This is a genomic window from Mycobacterium sp. FW102-FHT13B02 (assembly GCF_058790275.1).
In genome coordinates this window covers 234923-252119 of record NZ_JBYTCM010000004.1, presented here as the reverse complement: position 1 = coordinate 252119, position 17197 = coordinate 234923, and the positions used below count along the sequence as shown (strand labels likewise).

At 68.6% G+C, this 17197-nt stretch carries 14 protein-coding genes and 1 riboswitch; of the genes, 5 read left to right on the top strand and 9 right to left on the bottom strand.

Annotated elements, in window-relative coordinates; genetic code table 11:
* Positions 1 to 21: 21 nt before the first annotated feature.
* A complete protein-coding gene (locus AC3WTE_RS09270; RefSeq protein ID WP_492437103.1) occupies positions 22 to 1323 on the bottom strand; it encodes an acetyl-CoA C-acetyltransferase in 1302 nt (433 codons plus the stop codon).
* Between the two features lie 145 nt (positions 1324 to 1468).
* Here AC3WTE_RS09270 and AC3WTE_RS09265 point away from each other — a divergent pair, with 145 nt between their 5' ends.
* Together AC3WTE_RS09265 and AC3WTE_RS09260 are read left to right on the top strand one after the other, a co-directional pair.
* Positions 1469 to 2845 carry a 3-oxoacyl-ACP reductase gene (locus AC3WTE_RS09265; protein ID WP_492437102.1) on the top strand — a complete coding sequence of 459 codons (1377 nt, stop codon included), beginning with the start codon at positions 1469 to 1471 and terminating at the stop codon, positions 2843 to 2845.
* Between the two features lie 34 nt (positions 2846 to 2879).
* Complete coding sequence (locus tag AC3WTE_RS09260; RefSeq protein ID WP_492437101.1) at positions 2880 to 3722, top strand: MaoC/PaaZ C-terminal domain-containing protein; 843 nt, start codon at positions 2880 to 2882, stop codon at positions 3720 to 3722.
* Between the two features lie 189 nt (positions 3723 to 3911).
* Here the strand turns inward: AC3WTE_RS09260 and AC3WTE_RS09255 are convergent, their stop codons facing one another.
* The 6 genes from AC3WTE_RS09255 to AC3WTE_RS09230 form a co-directional block, all read right to left on the bottom strand.
* Positions 3912 to 4475, bottom strand: a complete 564-nt coding sequence (locus AC3WTE_RS09255; RefSeq protein WP_492437100.1) for a CHAP domain-containing protein — start codon at positions 4473 to 4475, stop codon at positions 3912 to 3914.
* 128 nt (positions 4476 to 4603) lie between these two features.
* Positions 4604 to 5377 carry an ABC transporter ATP-binding protein gene (locus AC3WTE_RS09250; RefSeq protein WP_492437099.1) on the bottom strand — a complete coding sequence of 258 codons (774 nt, stop codon included), beginning with the start codon at positions 5375 to 5377 and terminating at the stop codon, positions 4604 to 4606.
* Positions 5374 to 6363, bottom strand: coding sequence for a FecCD family ABC transporter permease (locus tag AC3WTE_RS09245; protein WP_492437354.1), 990 nt, complete (start codon positions 6361 to 6363; stop codon positions 5374 to 5376). Before AC3WTE_RS09245 ends, AC3WTE_RS09250 begins: the two co-directional genes overlap by 4 nt.
* Before the next feature lie 20 nt (positions 6364 to 6383).
* Positions 6384 to 7391, bottom strand: a complete 1008-nt coding sequence (locus AC3WTE_RS09240) for an ABC transporter substrate-binding protein (protein WP_492437098.1) — start codon at positions 7389 to 7391, stop codon at positions 6384 to 6386.
* 68 nt (positions 7392 to 7459) lie between these two features.
* Positions 7460 to 7645: riboswitch (cobalamin riboswitch) on the bottom strand.
* A 386-nt stretch (positions 7646 to 8031) separates the two neighbouring features.
* Complete coding sequence (locus AC3WTE_RS09235; protein WP_073697390.1) at positions 8032 to 8631, bottom strand: TetR/AcrR family transcriptional regulator; 600 nt, start codon at positions 8629 to 8631, stop codon at positions 8032 to 8034.
* A gap of 25 nt (positions 8632 to 8656) precedes the next feature.
* Entirely contained in the window at positions 8657 to 9844 is a 1188-nt protein-coding gene (locus AC3WTE_RS09230; protein WP_492437097.1) for a glycoside hydrolase family 3 N-terminal domain-containing protein, read from the bottom strand.
* A gap of 106 nt (positions 9845 to 9950) precedes the next feature.
* Between AC3WTE_RS09230 and AC3WTE_RS09225 the strand changes: the two genes are divergently transcribed.
* Together AC3WTE_RS09225 and AC3WTE_RS09220 are read left to right on the top strand one after the other, a co-directional pair.
* On the top strand, positions 9951 to 10124 hold the full coding sequence (locus tag AC3WTE_RS09225) for a DUF2613 domain-containing protein (protein WP_138228177.1): 174 nt from the start codon (positions 9951 to 9953) through the stop codon (positions 10122 to 10124).
* Complete coding sequence (locus AC3WTE_RS09220; protein WP_492437353.1) at positions 10075 to 14304, top strand: alpha-(1->3)-arabinofuranosyltransferase; 4230 nt, start codon at positions 10075 to 10077, stop codon at positions 14302 to 14304. The genes AC3WTE_RS09225 and AC3WTE_RS09220 overlap by 50 nt, the downstream gene beginning before the upstream one ends.
* Here the strand turns inward: AC3WTE_RS09220 and AC3WTE_RS09215 are convergent.
* Together AC3WTE_RS09215 and AC3WTE_RS09210 are read right to left on the bottom strand one after the other, a co-directional pair.
* Positions 14301 to 14654 (bottom strand): VOC family protein, encoded by a 354-nt coding sequence (locus tag AC3WTE_RS09215; protein ID WP_492437096.1) that lies wholly within the window; start codon positions 14652 to 14654, stop codon positions 14301 to 14303. The genes AC3WTE_RS09220 and AC3WTE_RS09215 overlap by 4 nt on opposite strands.
* Before the next feature lie 8 nt (positions 14655 to 14662).
* On the bottom strand, positions 14663 to 15811 hold the full coding sequence (locus tag AC3WTE_RS09210; protein WP_492437352.1) for an acyltransferase family protein: 1149 nt from the start codon (positions 15809 to 15811) through the stop codon (positions 14663 to 14665).
* A 179-nt stretch (positions 15812 to 15990) separates the two neighbouring features.
* On the opposite strand from AC3WTE_RS09210, the gene pgfA reads away from it, so the two are divergent.
* Entirely contained in the window at positions 15991 to 17187 is a 1197-nt protein-coding gene (gene pgfA / locus AC3WTE_RS09205; RefSeq protein WP_492437095.1) for a cell envelope lipid trafficking protein PgfA, read from the top strand.
* Positions 17188 to 17197: the final 10 nt, after the last annotated feature.

Sequence of the window (17197 nt, the reverse complement as noted above, 5' to 3'; positions counted from 1 at the left end):
ATTTCCCACACGTTCGAGGTGTCAGGCCTCCAGGATCGCGGTGACGCCCTGGCCACCCGCGGCGCAGATCGAGATCAGGCCGCGCACCGGCTTGCCCGTCTCCTTCTTCTTCTCGGCGAGCTGCTTGGCCAGCTGGGCCACGATGCGGCCGCCGGTCGCGGCGAACGGGTGACCCGCGGCCAGCGACGAGCCGTTGACGTTGAGCTTCGACCGGTCGATCGAGCCGAGCGGGGCGTCCAGGCCGAGGCGGCCCTTGCAGTACTCGGGCGACTCCCAGGCCGCGAGCGTGGCCAGCACCACGGAGGCGAAGGCCTCGTGGATCTCGTAGAAGTCGAAGTCCTGCAGCGTCAGACCGTTGCGCGCCAGCAGTCGCGGCACCGCGTAAGTCGGGGCCATGAGCAGGCCGTCGGGGCCGTTGACGTAATCGACGGCGGCGGTCTCAGAGTCGACGAAGTAGGCCAGCACCGGGATGCCCCGCTCAGCCGCCCACTCGTCGGTGGACAGCAGCGCCACCGACGCGCCGTCGGTCAGCGGCGTTGAGTTACCGGCGGTCATGGTGGCGTCGCCCAGCTTCACGCCGAAAACCGGCTTCAGCTTGGCCAGCTTCTCGGTCGAGGAATCGCCGCGCAGGTTGTTGTCGCGGTACAGGCCCAGGAAGGGGCTGACCAGGTCGTCGAAGAAACCGCGGTCGTAGGCGGCGGCCATGTTCTGGTGGCTGGCGGCGGCCAGGGCGTCCTGGTCGGTGCGCTTGACGCCCATCTCCTTGGCGGTCTGGGCGGCGTGCTCGCCCATCGACAGGCCGGTGCGGGCCTCGCTGTTGACCGGGATCTCGACGCCGACGGCGGCCGGCAGCTTGCCGACGAGCTTGAGCCGGTCGACGTTCGACTTGGCACGGCGCAGGCTCAGCAGCACGCGGCGCAGGTCGTTGCCGAGAGCGATGGGCGCGTCCGAGGCGGTGTCCACACCACCGGCCGCAGCCACCTCGTAGCGGCCGGCAGCAATACCGTCCGCGGCCGCGATGGCCGACTGCAGACCGGTGCCACAGGCCTGCTGCAGGTCGAACGCCGGCGTGTACGGCGACAGCGACGTGCCCAGCACACACTCGCGCATGAGATTGAAATCACGGCTGTGCTTGAGGACCGCGCCGCCGATCACCATGTCGAGCTTCTCGCCCTTGAGGTTGAAGCGGTCGATCAGGCCGTCCAGCGTCGCGGTGAACATGTCCTGGTTGGAGGCGTTGGCGTACGCACCGTCGGATCGTGCGAAGGGAATGCGGTTACCACCCAGGACGGCCACGCGGCGGCGGCTGTTGGTCTCGGCCACGGTATTTCTCCAGTTCGTTGACGTTCGATGACTGAGGCAAGATGTTGCTTGACGCCTATATTACCCACCGTTCTTACTCTGGAGTAAGTTCGTCTCTGACAAGACGGTTCCGTCTATACGACACACGTCCGCAGAAAGGTCCGCAATGGCTGACGTCCTCTCCCAAGTTCTGACCTCCGGCCCGGGTTCGTTCCTGGCCAAGCAGCTCGGCGTACCGCAGCCCCAGCCGCTGCGCCGCTACAAGGCCGGCGAACCCCCATTGAATGGACCGCTGCTGATCGGCGACTCCGGCTCGATTACCGGCTCAGCCGGCGGTGGCCGCGTGGCCGAGCCGCTCCGCGCGGCCCTCGCCGACGACTACGACCTGGTCGGCAACAACGTGGGCGGCCGCTGGGCCGACTCGTTCGGTGGCCTGTTGTTCGACGCCACCGGCATCACCAAGCCCGAGCAGCTCAAGGCGCTCCACCAGTTCTTCACCCCCGTGCTGCGCAACCTCGCCGCCAACAGCCGCGTCGTCGTCGTCGGCACCACGCCCGACGAGACCGACAGCATCGACGAGCGCATCGCCCAGCGCGCCCTCGAAGGCTTCACCCGGTCGCTCGGCAAGGAGCTGCAGCGCGGCGCCACCATCGGCCTGGTCTACCTGTCCGCCAAGGCCTCGCCGGCGGCGTCGGGCATCGAGTCGACCGTCCGCTTCCTGCTGTCGGGCAAGTCGGCCTACGTCGACGGCCAGGTGTTCTACGTCGGCGCCGCCGACTCCGTCGCCCCGGCCGACTGGGACAAGCCGCTGGCCGGCAAGGTCGCCCTGGTGACCGGCGCCGCCCGCGGCATCGGCGCCGAGATCGCCCGGGTGTTCGCGCGGGACGGCGCCGCCGTCGTTGCAATCGACGTCCCGCAGGCCGCGGACGCGCTCGCCGAGACCGCCGCGGCGGTCGGCGGCACGGCGCTGGCCCTGGATGTGACGGCCGACGACGCCGTCGCCCAGATCGTCGCGCACCTCACCGAACACCACGGCGGCAAGGCCGACGTCCTGGTCAACAACGCCGGCATCACCCGCGACAAGCTGCTCGCCAACATGGACGACGCCCGCTGGGACTCGGTCATCGCCGTGAACCTGCTTGCGCCGCAACGTCTTGCGCAGGGCCTGGTGGAGAACGGCACCATCGGTGAGGGCGGCCGCATCGTCGGCCTGTCGTCGATGGCCGGTATCGCCGGTAACCGCGGCCAGACCAACTACGCCGCCACCAAGGCCGGCATGATCGGTATGACCGACGCATTCGCCCCGGTGTTTGGCGAGAAGGGCGTCACCATCAACGCCGTCGCGCCAGGTTTCATCGAGACCAAGATGACCGACGCCATCCCGCTGGCCACCCGCGAGGTGGGCCGTCGCCTCAACTCGCTGTTCCAGGGCGGCCTGCCGGTCGACGTGGCCGAGCTGATCGCCTACTTCGCCAGCCCCGCCTCGAATGCCGTCACCGGCAACACGATTCGGGTCTGCGGCCAGGCCCTGCTGGGAGCGTGATGAGCGCTTGCGCGAAGAACAGGAGGCAATAGCCATGTCCCAGCCAAACGGTCTTCTGAACATGGCACGGGCGGTGGCGGGTGCGCTGCCGTTCGTGTCGCGGGGCTCCACCCTGCCGGCCCGCACCGTCACGGTGTCGGGCTTGACCATCGACCCGAAAAACGTCTCCGAGTACGCCGCGGTGACTGGGCTGCGGTTCGGCGACACCGTGCCGCTGACCTACCCGTTCGCGTTGACGTTCCCAACCATGATGTCGTTGGTCACCGGATTCGATTTCCCGTTCGCCGCAATGGGTTCGGTGCACATCGAGAACCACATCACCCAGTACCGGCCCATCAAGGTCACCGACGAACTGGACGTCGCGGTGCACGCGGAGAACCTGCGCGAGCACCGCAAGGGGCTGCTGGTCGACATCATCACCGATGTCAAGGTCGGCAATGATCTGGTGTGGAGCCAGGTCACCACGTTCCTGCATCAGCAGCGGACCAGCCTGTCGGGTGAGCCGAAGCCGGAACCGGTCAAGCAGCCGAAGCTGCCGCCGCCCAACGCGGTCATCAGCATCAGCCCCGGCCAGATTCGGCACTACGCCGACATCGGCGGCGACCACAACCCGATCCACACCAGCTCCATCGGCGCCAAGCTGTTCGGCTTCCCGACCGCGATCGCCCACGGGATGTTCAGCGCCGCAGCGGTGCTGGCCAACATCGAAGGCCAGCTGCCGGATGCCGTTCGGTATTCCGTCAAGTTCGGTAAGCCCGTGCTGCTGCCGGCCAAGGTCGGGCTGTACGTCGACCCGATCGATGGCGGCTGGGAGCTGGCGCTGCGCAACCTGTCCAAGGGTTACCCGCACCTGACGGCGACGGTCACCGAGCTGTAGCTCGACGCGCGTACGTGATGGCCCGGGCGTGCATGGCGCGCCCGGGCGCGTCGGCTCTCCTATGACACTTGCGATTTGGAGCCGTCAACTTTCCTTGACCGTCAGGGACAGTTGACGACTCCAGGCGAAACATGTTGGTAGACAGCGCCAACCTCGATTCCAGCGAGCCCACCAGGCGACCGCTCGGCGTCATTCGTACCGGCCGAAACCGCGGATTCCGGGGTCGTTGGCGATCTTGTAGGTCGACAGGCCCACGTTGGTGCCCTCGCCGCCGCCGACTGTCGTCAGCGTGCCCTTGTCGTTGATGAGCACGATGTTGACGTGCTGGCCCTTCGGACTTGGCTTGTCGTAGAGCACCAGGTCGCCGGGCAGTGGCGAGTAGTCCGCCGGTTCCCAGCGCCCCTCGACGTGCAGATAGTCGGTGAGTGTCATGACGCCCGGGATGCGCCAGTGCCCGGAGTTGGGATTGGCGAAGGGTTTTCCGGATTCCCGCATGACCCAGCTGGCGAAGTCCGCACACCAGGGCTCGTCGTTGCCCTCTGCGTACTTCGACATGCCCGATTGCGCCGCGTATTCCTGGGCCAGGACGTGCACGACGGCTGCGCGCCCAGGGCTCAGTTTCGAGGTGTCCACGGCCGGGAAGTCCGGCCGGGCGATGTGCTCGCGGTAGCCGCGATATCCGGCCAAAGCGCCGACGCCCACCGCCACCAGGACAGCGACGACCAGCAGGATGCGCCACGCCCGTTTGTGCATATTTCCCAGATTAAGTGACCGACATGGTGCTATCCGTCGGCAATTTCCGGGCAGCGCCTCGCCAAGGTGAAGTAGATCGCGAAGATCGAGCGAATTCTCGCGATCTACTGCACGCTCGGCGTGACGAGCTAGGGCCGGAGGAGCTGGATCGCCGGGCGGCCGTCGCCGGCGCCATCGGGAATGACGTGTGCCGCGACGCCATAGACCGACGAAATCAGCTCAGCGGTAAGGACTTCGGCGGGCGTGCCCGCCGCGACCAGACAACCGTTATGAAGCACGACGAGCCGGTCGCAGAACAGCGCCGCGAGCGTCAGGTCATGCAGTGTCACCACTGACGTCACCGGCAGCGCGCGGATGAGTGCCAGCAGTTCGAACTGATGGCGGATGTCGAGATGGTTGGTGGGTTCGTCGAGGAGCAGTTCGCGGGCCTCCTGAGCGAGCGCCCGGGCCATCTGCACCCGCTGCTGCTCGCCGCCGGACAGCGTCCGCCAGTCCCGGTCGCGCATGGCCGTCGTCTCGGTCTGCTCCAGGGCACGTTCGACCGCGCGATTGTCGGCCTGCGTCTCGCCGGACCAGATGCCGCGGTGCGGAATTCGTCCCAGCCGCACGATCTGTTCGACGGTCAGGTCCAGCTCGGTACTCACCTGCTGCTCGACCACCGCGATGCGTTGCGCGACGGCCCGGCGCCGATGGTCGGTGAGCGGACGTCCGCTGAGCAGGACCGCACCACCGTCGGGGTGCCGTAGACCGGCGAGTAATCGCAGCAGTGACGACTTGCCGGCGCCGTTGGGCCCGAGCAGCCCCAGCGTCTCGCCGTCGGCTACGACCAGCGACACCCCGTCGATGACGAGCCGTCCGCCGGCCGACCAGCTGACAGACTCGGCAGCAATCGGGCGCGTCATCGAAACCGCCTGCGCCGAGCCAGAATCCATATGAAGATCGGGACACCGACTAGTGCGGTCACCACGCCGACCGGCAATTCCTGCGGCGCGAATACCGTGCGGGCAGCGGCGTCGACCCAGACCAAGAAGATGGCGCCGGTGATCGCAGTGACGGGCAGCAGCCGGCGATGGGACGGCCCCACGATCATCCGCGCCGCGTGTGGCAACACCAGTCCGACGAAGCCGATGGCGCCGGCGGCACTCACCAGCACGGCCGTCAGCAGCGCCGTGGTCGCCAACAACACGGCCCGGACCCGTCGTACCGAGACACCCAACGAGGCGGCTGCGTCACGACCGAAAGCGAACGCATCCAAGGCATCTGAATGCAGCCGGCAGATCGCCAGGCAGACCGCACAGATGACACCGCACAGCGCCACCTGGGACCAGCCGGCCCCGGCCAGGGAACCGAGCAACCAGAACAGCACTCCGCGGGTCTGTTGAGCGTCGGCCGACGAGAACACCACCAACGCCGTGGCCGCCGAAAACAGCTGGGTACCAGCCACTCCCGCCAGCAGCACCCGGTCCTGCCCACCGCCGGAAACGGCGGCCAGCGCCAGGACCAGAACGAACGCGATCACCGCACCGACGAACGCACCGCCCGACAGCGTCAGCGCACCACCGATACCCGCCACCACGACCAGCACCGCTCCCGTGGACGCACCGGAGGAGATGCCCAGCATGAACGGGTCGGCCAATGGGTTGCGCATCAGCGACTGCAGTATCGCCCCGCAGATACCCAGGCCCGCACCACAGATCGCCGCCAACAGCGCTCGTGGCAGTCGCAGTTCCCACACGATGCCGTCGTCGATCGGCGCGATGTTCGCAGGGCGGCCCCAAACATGTTGCGCAACCACGTCATACACGTCCCCGAGCCCGAGTTCGGCGGGCCCGACGGTCATGGCCGCCGTGATCGACAGCGCCAGAACCGCGAGGCCGAGCGTCACCATCCCGCCGGCGCGCACAGCCGTCAGGACTTTCCACCCAGCCCGAACGCGCGCAGACCGGTTGCGACGGTCTCGACGGCGTCGACGTTGCGCAGTGACGGGTCCATCGCACTGGCAGGCAGCACGATCCACCGCCGTTCCCGCACGGCCCTCAACTTGCTTGCCGCCGGGTCGGTTTCGAGGAACTTGATCTTGGCTGCGACACTGTCACCGTCCTTGCCGCGAGTCAGGTCGGCGAGAACCAGAACGTCGGGATCGCGTTGCAGAATGGCCTCCCAGGAAATCTCAGGCCATAGTTGCCGGTCGTCGGCGAACGCGTTGCGCGCCCCGACAGCCGTGGTGATGATTCCGGGCGCACCGCAGCAGCCGGCGATGTACGGAGTTCTGGTACCCGCGTACCACCACATCAAAGAGACGTTGTCCGCTTTGAGCCCGTTTGTCGCGGACGCCATCCGGGCCCGCAATGTCGCCACCAGCTTTTCGCCGCGTTCAGGAACGTCGAAAACCTTGGCAATGTCGCTGATTTCGGCGTACGTGTCGTTGAGTGTCAGCGCGCGCTGCTGCGCCGCGTCCTGCCCACCGCACTCGCTGGAAGACTGGTACGTCGGCACCCCGAGGCGCTCGAACCGATCCCGCGGGGCGACGCCCTGGTCGGTGAACGACCAGTCGAACGTCGCGTAGACGAAGTCGGGCTTCTCCTTGAGCACCCGCTCGAATGACGGGAAATCCCGGCTCAGCACAGGCACTTTGGCGTTGTCGGCGGCCAGGTCGGGCCGGACGTCGTCGCTCCAGGACGCGGTCCCGGCCATGCGGTCGGCGAGCCCGAGCGCCAGGAGCAGCTCGGACGCCGGCTGGTTGATCGACACCGCGCGCTGCGGTGGCGCTTTCACCGTCACTGTGCGTCCGCAGTTCTGGAGGGTGACGGGATAGCCGGCTGTCGCGGCGTTGACGGTTCCGGTCGCCCGCGGTCCGCCACAAGAGCAGACCAGCGAAACAACTAGGGAGACAAGCACAATGGTGCGTCGAGACACGGCGGCGCCTTCCGATCCGGGACTCTGGTCGCGGAGTCCATGCGTGGGCGGGTTCTCGCGCCGCCAGGCCGCGAGAGCCCGAGCCAGCAGGTCTTCGGACTCGGGATCATCCAGCCGGAGCGCCTTCCCAGCCCACGTGGGACCAGTGGCCGTTGCTCCGCCTGTCCCCCTTACCGCTGCGCGTCAGTTCCGGGTTCGCACCGGATTCCCTGACCCAACCGCGTTGGGTTTCGACTGGCTCGAGTCGGACCATACCAGCGCCGCGGGGGTGGTATGCCTGGCGAGCAGTTCGCCGTGAGCATTCATTCTGCGCTGAGGGCGACAAATGTCGAGTGGACGCGGCCGTGAGCGCAGTGTCGACCGCGGCGCCCGGTTGACCCTGCGGCCACGGCGCAAAAGTTCGAGTACCCAACACCGCCAGCGCAGAGTCAACGCACGCGTGAGTGATCCTGCGGCCAGGGTGCGGTTGCCCAAGTGGCAACTGCGAATTGAAGCCGTCAGCAAACGTTGACATTTGTCAGCCCAAGCTGACAGCTCCCGGCGAAACATGCCAACAGAGAACGGTACTCAAGTTGCCAATGTGACGACTCGCGTCATGCCCGCGGCGCCACGCACCGCCCGCCGGGAAGGCCGAAAAGAGTCAGGACTCGGCGCGCTTGCCCTTCAGACCGCGCCAGAACAGGTTGATCATCAGCTCGGTGGCGTCGTTGACGTCGGTATCACCGGCGCTCACTCGCGACGCGATGGCCTCACCCGCGCCCACCAGCGCCACGGCCATCATCTCGAAGTCGCTGTCCGGCTCCGGGTTTCGCGTGCCGGTACTGAGCAGCCGGGCCACCAGGTCGATGATCTTCTCGCGACCCTCACGCACCGTGTGAGCGAACGCCTGCGAGCTGGTGGCCTGGGTGTACAGCACGATCCAGGACGCCCGGTTGCGGTCGATGTACGTCATGAACGACAGCACCGCGTTACGCAGCAGGTCGCGCGGACTCTGGGCGAAGTTGATGTCCGCCCGGACGGTGTCGACGAAGCGGGTCAGCTCCCGATCCAGGCACGCGGCGAACAGCTCTTCCTTCGAGCCGTAATAGAGGTACAGCATCGGCTTGGAAATCTCGGCCTGCGCGGCGATCGCGTCCATCGAGGTCTCGTGATAGCCGTTCACCGAGAACATCTGCACGGCGGCGTCGAGCATCTGCTGTTCGCGGACGGCCCGCGGCAGCCGCTTGGTTCCACCTGCCATCAGATCAGGGTATTCAACGAACAGCTCACTTCACGCATTTCGCGCCCGGCCCTTTCATGGCCGCCACCCGTAGCACCGAATTGTCGATCTGCGCCTGGTCCAGCTGCCCGGCCTGCGCGGCCGCCTCCAGCTTGTCCAGTACGTCCGGGATGCCGTCGGTGGTGATCCACAGGGCGACATCCGCACCGGCCTGCAGCGCCTTGAGCGCTGCGTCGGCAACGCTGTAGTGGGCGCTGATGGCCGCCATACCCGTCAGGTCGTCGGTGAACACCACGCCGTCGAACGGCGGGCCGCCGTACTGGCCGCTGCGCAGCAGGTCGTAGGCCGGCTTGCTGAGGCTGGCCGGATCATCGCCGAGTGTCAGGCCCGGCACCTGCAGGTGCCCGACCATCACGGCGACGGGCTGTTGCGTCGTCAACGTCCGGTACGGCACCAGGTCGTTGTCCTTCAGCGCCTCCAGCGGTGGCGTCTTCACGCCGCCGGTGTGCGAGTCGCCCGAGCCGTGCCCGTGACCGGGGAAGTGCTTGAGCACCGGGACCAGCCCCGCCTCGCGCAGGCCAGCGGCGTACGCACCGGCGTACTCGGCCACCTTCTGCGGGTCCGAGCCGAAGGAACGGTCGCCGATCACCTCGTCGTCAGCTTCTTCGGTGACGTCGGCGTCGGGCGCGAAGTCGACGGTGATGCCGAACTTGTCCTTCATCTGCTGCCCGCGGTCCTTGGCGATGGCCTCGACTTCGGCCGGCGTCTTGGTCGTCGCCAGCACACGCGCCGACTCCTGCGGCCCGATCAGTTTCTTCAGCCGGGACACCCGGCCGCCCTCTTCGTCGATGCTGACCGCCAGCGGCAGCGCGCCCGATGCGGCCTGCAGCGCGGGAATGGTGCCGTCCGACAGCATGGACAGGTCCGTCCAGCTCCCGATGAAGATGCCGCCGACCTGCTGCTGTGTCACCGCGGCGCGGGCATCGGCGGCGTCCTTGACGCCGACCATGAGCAGCTGGGCCAGCTTCTGCCGCAGCGTGAGGGTGCTGAGGAGGGCGTGCGGATCGCACGGCGGGGCGGTCGGCGCGGGGGCGTCCATGGGCTTGCTGGACGCGGCTGTGCTCTTGGCCGGGCTGGACGTGCTGGACGCAGCAGGATGGTCGGACGACGAGGAGCAACCCGCCACCAATCCGGACACCAGTGCCAGTACGCCGAGGGTTCGGTGCAGGGACATGGGATTCGAGCCTAGCCGGGCGACGACGGGGCCCTGGTCCCGCGATGACCTGGCAGCCGGCTGGCGAACACAGAAGCAGGCAGGTCGTCATGCTAGTTTGGGCGCCATGGACCGCTTCCTCGTGCCCGCCGGAGCCAGCATCGTGGTCGGTCTGTTGCTCGGCGCTGCAGCGGTCTTCGGCACCACGCTGATGCTGGAGCAGAACACCAAGCCGACGCTGCAATCGGGCGATCCAGCGTCATCGGTGCTCAACCGGGTCGAATACGGCAACCGCAGCTGATCCCGCAGCGCCGCTCTCCCGGCGCTGCCTATGGGTCGTCAGCGCGGCCGCACTGGTCCTGACGTTCGCCCAGTCACCGGGCCGGGTCTCGCCCGACACCAAACTCGATCTCACCGCCAACCCCGCGCGCTTCCTGGCGCGGGCGGCCAACCTGTGGAGCAGCGACCTGCCCTTCGGGCAGTCGCAGAACCAGGCCTACGGCTACCTCTTCCCGCACGGCGCGTTCTTCCTCGCCGGTGACGTCATCGGCCTGCCCGGCTGGGTGACCCAGCGGCTCTGGTGGGCGTTGCTGCTGGTCGTCGGGTTCTGGGGGGTCATCAGAGTCGCCGAGGCCCTCGGCATCGGCAGCCGGTCCTCGCGCGTCCTCGCCGCGGTGGCATTCGCCCTGTCGCCGCGCGCGCTGACGACGCTGGGCGCGATCTCCTCCGAGACGCTGCCCATGATGCTGGCGCCGTGGGTGCTGCTGCCGGTCATCCTGGCGTTGCGCGGGGACCCGAGAATCCGGCAGCTGGCCGCGCGCTCGGCCGTCGCCGTCGCGCTGATGGGCGCCGTCAACGCCGTCGCCACGTTGACGGGCTGCCTCGCCGCGATCATCTGGTGGGCCGCACACCGGCCCAACCGGCGCTGGTGGCGCTTCACGGCGTGGTGGTTCGGCTGCACGCTGCTCGCCATCTTGTGGTGGGCGGTGGCGCTGGTGTTGCTCGGCCGGATCAGCCCGCCGTTCCTGGACTTCATCGAATCGTCGGGTGTCACGACCCAATGGCTGTCGCTGACCGAGGTGCTGCGCGGCACCTACGGCTGGACGGCGTTCGTCGCGACCAACGCCACGGCAGGTTCGTCACTGGTCACCGGTTCGGTGGCGGTGCTCGCCACGACCCTGGTGGCGGCGGGCGGTATGGCCGGTCTGGCGATGCGCAGCATGCCGGCCCGCGGCCGGCTCACCGCGATGCTGCTGCTCGGCCTCCTGCTGCTGGCGGTCGCGTACTCGGGTGGCCTGGGCTCCCCCATCGCGCACCAGGTGCAGACCTTCCTCGATGCCGGCGGTACCCCGCTGCGCAATGTGCACAAGCTCGAGCCTGTGTTGCGGCTGCCGCTGGCGCTGGGCCTGGCCCACGTGCTGGGCCGGATTCCGCTGCCCGGCACGGCACCGCGCCGGGAATGGATCAACGCGTTCGCCCACCTCGAGCGGGACAAGCGGATGGCCGTGGCGGTGGTGCTGCTGACCGCGCTGGTCGCCGGGACATCACTGGCGTGGACGGGCCGCCTGGCCGCTCCGGGTGCCTATAGCGCCATTCCGCAGTACTGGCACCAGACCGCGGACTGGCTCGATGAACACAACGCCGAGACGCCGGGCCGGGTGCTGGTCGCGCCGGGGGCGCCGTTCGCCAACCAGGTCTGGGGCAACACGCACGACGAGCCGCTGCAGGTCCTGGAGCACGGCGCCTGGGGTGTGCGCGACTCGATTCCGCTGACCCCGCCCGAAACCATCCGCGCCCTGGACTCCGTACAGCGCCTGTTCGCCACCGGGCGGCCGTCCGCCGGGTTGGCCGATACCCTTGCCCGACAAGGCATCTCATTCGTCGTGGTGCGCAACGACCTGGACCCCGACAACTCGCGCTCGGCCCGGCCGCTGCTGGTGCACCGGGCTATCGAGGGGTCCCCGGGCCTGACGAAGGTCGCCCAGTTCGGCGACCCCGTCGGCCCCGGCATGCTGGACGGCTTCGTCTCCGACAGTGGCCTGCGGCCGCGCTACCCGGCGATCGAGATCTACCGGGTGACGGGCGCCACCCCGACCCAGCCCTACCTGGCCGACGCCGACACCATGCCCCGCATCGACGGTGGACCTGAATCCCTGCTGCGAATCGACGAGCGCCGGCGCCTGATGGGACGAAAACCCTTGGCCCCCACGGTTTTGACGTCGGACGCACAGCAGGCCGGACTGCCGGTGCCCGAGGTCACCGTCACCGACACCCCGCTGGCGCGCGAGACCGATTACGGGCGCGTCGACGACCACTCGTCGGCGGTGCGCGCACCCGACGATCCACGACGCACCTTCAACCGGGTCATGGACTACCCCAGCCCGGGCGCCGCTCCCGCGTACGGCGAATGGCCGGGCGGACGGATCACCACCTCGAGTTCGTCGTCCGATTCGACCGCGCTGCCCAACGTGGCGACGGCGGCCGGGCCGGCCGCCGCGATCGACGGAGACTCCTCGACCAGCTGGGTGTCCAGCTCACTGCAAACCGCTGTGGGCCAATGGCTTCAGGTCGACTTCGACCATCCGGTGACCAACGCGACCATCACCCTGACGCCCAGCGCCACCGCCGTCGGAGCGCAGGTGCGCCGCATCGAGGTGGCAACAGCCAACGGCACCAGCACAATTCGCTTCGACCAGCCCGGCAAGCCGCTGACGGCGGCGCTGCCCTACGGCGAGACCTCATGGGTCCGGTTCACCGCGACCGGCACCGACGACGGCTCCCCCGGCGTGCAGTTCGGCATCACCGACTTCTCCGTGACGCAGTACGACGCGTCCGGCTTCGCCCATGCGGTGAGCCTGCGGCACACCGTCGACGTGCCCGGCCCGCCGGCGGGATCGGCTGTCGCGCAATGGGATCTGGGCAACGACCAGCTGGGCCGGCCCGGCTGCGCCGAGGGACCTAACGGAGTGCGGTGCGCTGCCACCATGGCCCAGTCGCCCGAAGAACCCGTCAACATGAGCCGCACCCTCACCGTGCCGACGCCCATGACCGTCGTGCCGACGGTGTGGGTGCAGGCCCGGCAGGGCCCGCACCTGGCCGACCTGGTGAGCCAGCCGGGCACCACCCGCGCGTCCGGGGACGCGGACGTCATCGACGTCGCGGGCTCGGCCTACGCCGCCACCGACGGCGACCCGCGCACCGCCTGGGTGGCGCCGCAGGGCATCGTGCAATTCCGTGACGGCGCCAACCTGACCGTGCACCTGCCGGCCCCGACGACCGTCAGCGCCCTGCGGCTCGTCCCCAGCGCCTCCGAGCTGCCGGCGCATCCGACCGTCGTCGCCATCGATCTGGGCACCGGACCGCAGGTGCGGCGGATCGGCGACGGACCGCAAACCCTGCAGCTGACGCCCACGAAGACCGACACCATCAAACTGTCAATCCTCGACTGGCACGACCTGATCGACCGCACCGCACTGGGATTCGACCAGGTGAAGCCGCCTGGTCTGGCCGAGGTCACGGCCCTCGACGACCACGGCGCACCGATCGCGCCCGCCGATGCCGCCGCCAACCGGCGCCGCGCCATCACGCTGCCCTGCGGCCGCGGTCCGATCGTGGCGATCGCCGGCCAGTTCCTGCAGACCTCGGTACACACCACCGTCGGCGCGCTGCTGGACGGCGAACCGATCGCGGCCCAGCCCTGCCAGTCCGCGCCGCTGCAACTGCCTGCCGGGAAACAGGAACTTCTCATCAACCCGGGGGCGTACTTCACCGCCGTCGGCGTCCGCCTGACCGGCCCGCTCGCGGCCCACATCCACAGCGCCCCAATGACTCCCGCACAGCTGAAGACATGGACGTCTGATCACCGCGAGGTGGACGTGACCCCATCGCCCGTACAGCGGGTGCTCGTGGTCCCCGAAAGCGTCAACCCCGGCTGGACTGCCCACACCGCGGGCGGCGCCGTGCTCACCCCGGTAACCATCAACGGCTGGCAACAGGGCTGGGTGCTGCCGGCCGGCACCGCGGGCATCGTCACGCTGACGTTCGCACTGAACACCCCCTACCGGATCGGGCTGTTCGGCGGGCTCGCGCTGCTGCCACTCCTGGCGCTGTTGGCGCTGCTGCCGATGCGGCGCCCCGTCGATGACGAGCCGACGGACACCTGGCAGCCGCGTCCCGCGATCGTCGGTGCGGCCCTCATCGGCTTCGGGTTCCTGGTGGCCGGGTGGTCGGGCCTGGCGACCATGGCGGCAGCCATCGGCATCCGGTACCTGCTGGCGTCGCGGGCGCGGTGGCTCGACGGATGGACCGTCGTCGCCTCGGCGGGCGGCCTGATCGGCGCGGGCGCGATGCTCAGCGCCTACCCCTGGCGATCAGTGGACGGCTACGTCGGCCATTCGCCGTGGGTACAGTTCCTGGCGCTCATCTCGGTGGCCGCGCTGGCGGCATCGCTGTGGGACGCACCGAAGCGGTCCTCCGACTAGAGCCGATGGGCGATCTGGAAGACGTTCCCGAACGGATCGCGCACCATGGCTCGCCGGTCACCGTACGGCGTGTCCATCGGCGGCTCCATGGCGGTGGCGCCCGCGGCCAGAGCACGTTGGTAAACCCGGTCGGCGTCGTCCACATAGATGTAGAGGAAGGCCGGGAAGACGCCCCGGTCCAGCGGCGAGCTGACCATGACCAGCGAGTCGCCGATGCGGATTTCGGCGGGCCGGTCCGGCAGGACCTCGCCGGCGGCGCCGAAGACCGCGCGCAGAAACTCGACGGCGCGCTGCGGGTCGCTCACGAACATCCGCGGCGTCACCGAGTGATAGCCCGGCGGAGTACTCACGTGGCCTCCTATCCGACGGCAGCCGGCTCCGGAACGTCGGTGATCGAGCTGTCCCGCGGCGACGGAGCGTGCCGCGACTCCCAGCGGCGCAGCAGCTCGCGGCAGGGCGACTCGATCAGCCCATAGCTGACGGCCGCGATCGCGAACCCGAAAATCCAGGTCAGGATCAGCACGATCGGCATGTGCCCGTTGAACGGGAACTCGCCGATCACCGGGAACACCATGGCCAGCGCCGCGAGGTGCCAGATGAACAGGCCGTAGGACCAGCGGCCCAGCGTCACCATTGCAGTACTGCCGAGAATGCGGTGCGGCGTTCCGGGTGCGTCCAACACGAGCGGCGCCAGCAGCGCCCCGGCAACCACGGCGCCCATCGCCGTCTTGACCACGACCTGGCTGACGGTGCCCGGCGCGAGCCCGATGTTGCCGGCCAGCGGCGTTGCCGCGATGACGAACGCCACCCCCGCGATGGCCGCCATGACCCACCGGCGGCGGGCAAGCTGATGCATGCGCCCGACGGGCATGACCGTCAGCTCGGCCAGCAGCATGCCGGCGGCGAACCACGAGAACAGCGCCGGCAGCCAGTTCATCTGGTTGACGCCGAACGGCAGATGCCACGGCAGCGCCGGCCACGCGAGGCTCGCCACCGCCAGCACCGCGATGGCGGGCACGCGCCAGTTCACCGGCAACCGGCGGGCCAGCAGCGCCAGCAGCGGCAACACCAGATAGAAGCTGACCTCGACGGCCAGGCTCCACATCTGGGTCAGGCCCGCCGTCAGCGTCAGCGGTACATAGACCTGGGTGAGCGTGAGGTTGGCGAGCCACACCGTGAGATCGGCGTGGGCGTCGGGCAGCAGCGCCAGGATGACCACGACGGCCACCAGATAACCCGGCATGATCCGGACGATGCGCGAGCGCAGGTAGTGACCCGTCGGCGGCCGGTGGCGCAGACCCCGTGCGGCGGCCGCGTGACCGCGCCACAACAGGAAGCCCGACAGCGCGAAGAAGACGGCGACCGCCAGGTCGAAACGGGTGAACAGCCGGCCGTACCAGCCACTGCTGTTGGCCGTCTGGAACGCCACGTGGGTGAAGACGACGCCCATGGCGGCGCAGGCCCGCATGCCCTCGACAGCGGGCAGGAAACTGCGGGTACCGCTCATTCGAGCGCGGTCCGCGGTGTCGTGTCCTGGGGCGTCCACGACCCCAGTGTGCCGGGTGCCCGGTGTCGGGAGCGAATCTCACTGCCGGCGCACCCGACTCTGAGGGGCAGCCTTAGGGCGGGCTGTTAGGGTCAGTCGGGTTGCCGTGTGGCTTGAGCAGACAAAGTAAGGAGCACGGGTTGAACCGCGCTGTGGGGTTGCGAATCGCGGCATGCGTCTTGATGGGGCTCGGCGCTGCCCTGCTGATAGCTGCCTTGCTGTTGACTACCTATACCTCGGGCAAGATCGCCAAGATCCCGCTCAACATCGACACCACGCTGGTCAGCAACGGCACCGGCACCGCGCTGGACCCGGCGTCGCTGCTGGGCGAGAAGTTCGTCGTCAACAAGAACGTCCCGCTGGTGTTGCAGCGGCAGCTGAGCGTCGAGAACCCGGCCAACGCCGACGTCGTGACGCTCCAGGTCGGCAACACCGTGCGCCGCACCGACAAGCAGCAGGACAACGGCCTGCTGCTGGCACTCGTCGACACCGTGACGCTCAACCGCTCCACCGCCGCCGCGGTGAAGGGGGCGGCCGGGTCGGTGCAGAAGCCGCGGACCATCGAGGACCAGAACCCGCCGACCAACATCGCGCTGCCCCACACCGGGCTGAGCTACCGCTTCCCGTTCAGCACGGAGAAGAAGACCTACCAGGTGTTCGATCCGATCGCGCAGAAGGCGTACGACGCCAACTACGAGGGCGAAGAAGACGTCAACGGCCTCTCGGTCTACAAGTTCAGCCAGAACGTCGGCTTCGACGCCGACGGCAAGCTGGTCGATCCGATCAAGTTCTCGTCGCTGTACGACAAAAACGAAGACGGTTCGGTGACCGCCCGCGCCGAGCTTTGGGGCGTGCAGGCCGCCGACCCCACCGAGCCCGTCACCATGCAGCGCTACTACGCCGCAGCGCGGACCTTCTGGGTGGACCCGGTCTCGGGCACCATCGTCAAGGAGAAGGACCGCGGGTTCCACTACTACTCGCGCGATGCCCTCAAGCCTGAGGTGACGTTCGCCGACTTCACCGTCACCTCCAACGAGCAGACGGTCGAGTCGCAGGTCGCCGCGGCCCACGACGAGCGCGACAAGCTGGCCCTGTGGGACCGCATCCTGCCCATCACCTTCGGTGGCCTGGGACTGGTCTTCCTGGTCGGCGGCGTACTGCTCGCCGGGTACAGCCTGCGCTCGCAGGCCGCCCTGATCGATCCCGGCCTGGACGCTGCCGGGCACGGCTTCTTCGGCCGGCGCGATACCGATTCCGGCCCGATGCCCGCCGCCGAGGCCATGACCGAGAAGCTGCCCACCCAGCGGCCGACCGATGTGCCACCGGACCGGATCTGATCGTTTTCCG

Bases quoted from the DNA above. Each gene is read 5' to 3' on its own strand.
- AC3WTE_RS09265 (WP_492437102.1), top strand. From the start codon at position 1,469: ATGGCTGACGTCCTCTCCCAAGTTCTGACCTCCGGCCCGGGTTCGTTC.
- AC3WTE_RS09260 (WP_492437101.1), top strand. From the start codon at position 2,880: ATGTCCCAGCCAAACGGTCTTCTGAACATGGCACGGGCGGTGGCGGGT.
- AC3WTE_RS09255 (WP_492437100.1), bottom strand. From the start codon at position 4,475: ATGCACAAACGGGCGTGGCGCATCCTGCTGGTCGTCGCTGTCCTGGTG.
- AC3WTE_RS09250 (WP_492437099.1), bottom strand. From the start codon at position 5,377: ATGACGCGCCCGATTGCTGCCGAGTCTGTCAGCTGGTCGGCCGGCGGA.
- AC3WTE_RS09245 (WP_492437354.1), bottom strand. From the start codon at position 6,363: ATGGTGACGCTCGGCCTCGCGGTTCTGGCGCTGTCGATCACGGCGGCC.
- AC3WTE_RS09235 (WP_073697390.1), bottom strand. From the start codon at position 8,631: ATGGCAGGTGGAACCAAGCGGCTGCCGCGGGCCGTCCGCGAACAGCAG.
- AC3WTE_RS09230 (WP_492437097.1), bottom strand. From the start codon at position 9,844: ATGTCCCTGCACCGAACCCTCGGCGTACTGGCACTGGTGTCCGGATTG.
- AC3WTE_RS09225 (WP_138228177.1), top strand. From the start codon at position 9,951: ATGGACCGCTTCCTCGTGCCCGCCGGAGCCAGCATCGTGGTCGGTCTG.
- AC3WTE_RS09210 (WP_492437352.1), bottom strand. From the start codon at position 15,811: ATGAGCGGTACCCGCAGTTTCCTGCCCGCTGTCGAGGGCATGCGGGCC.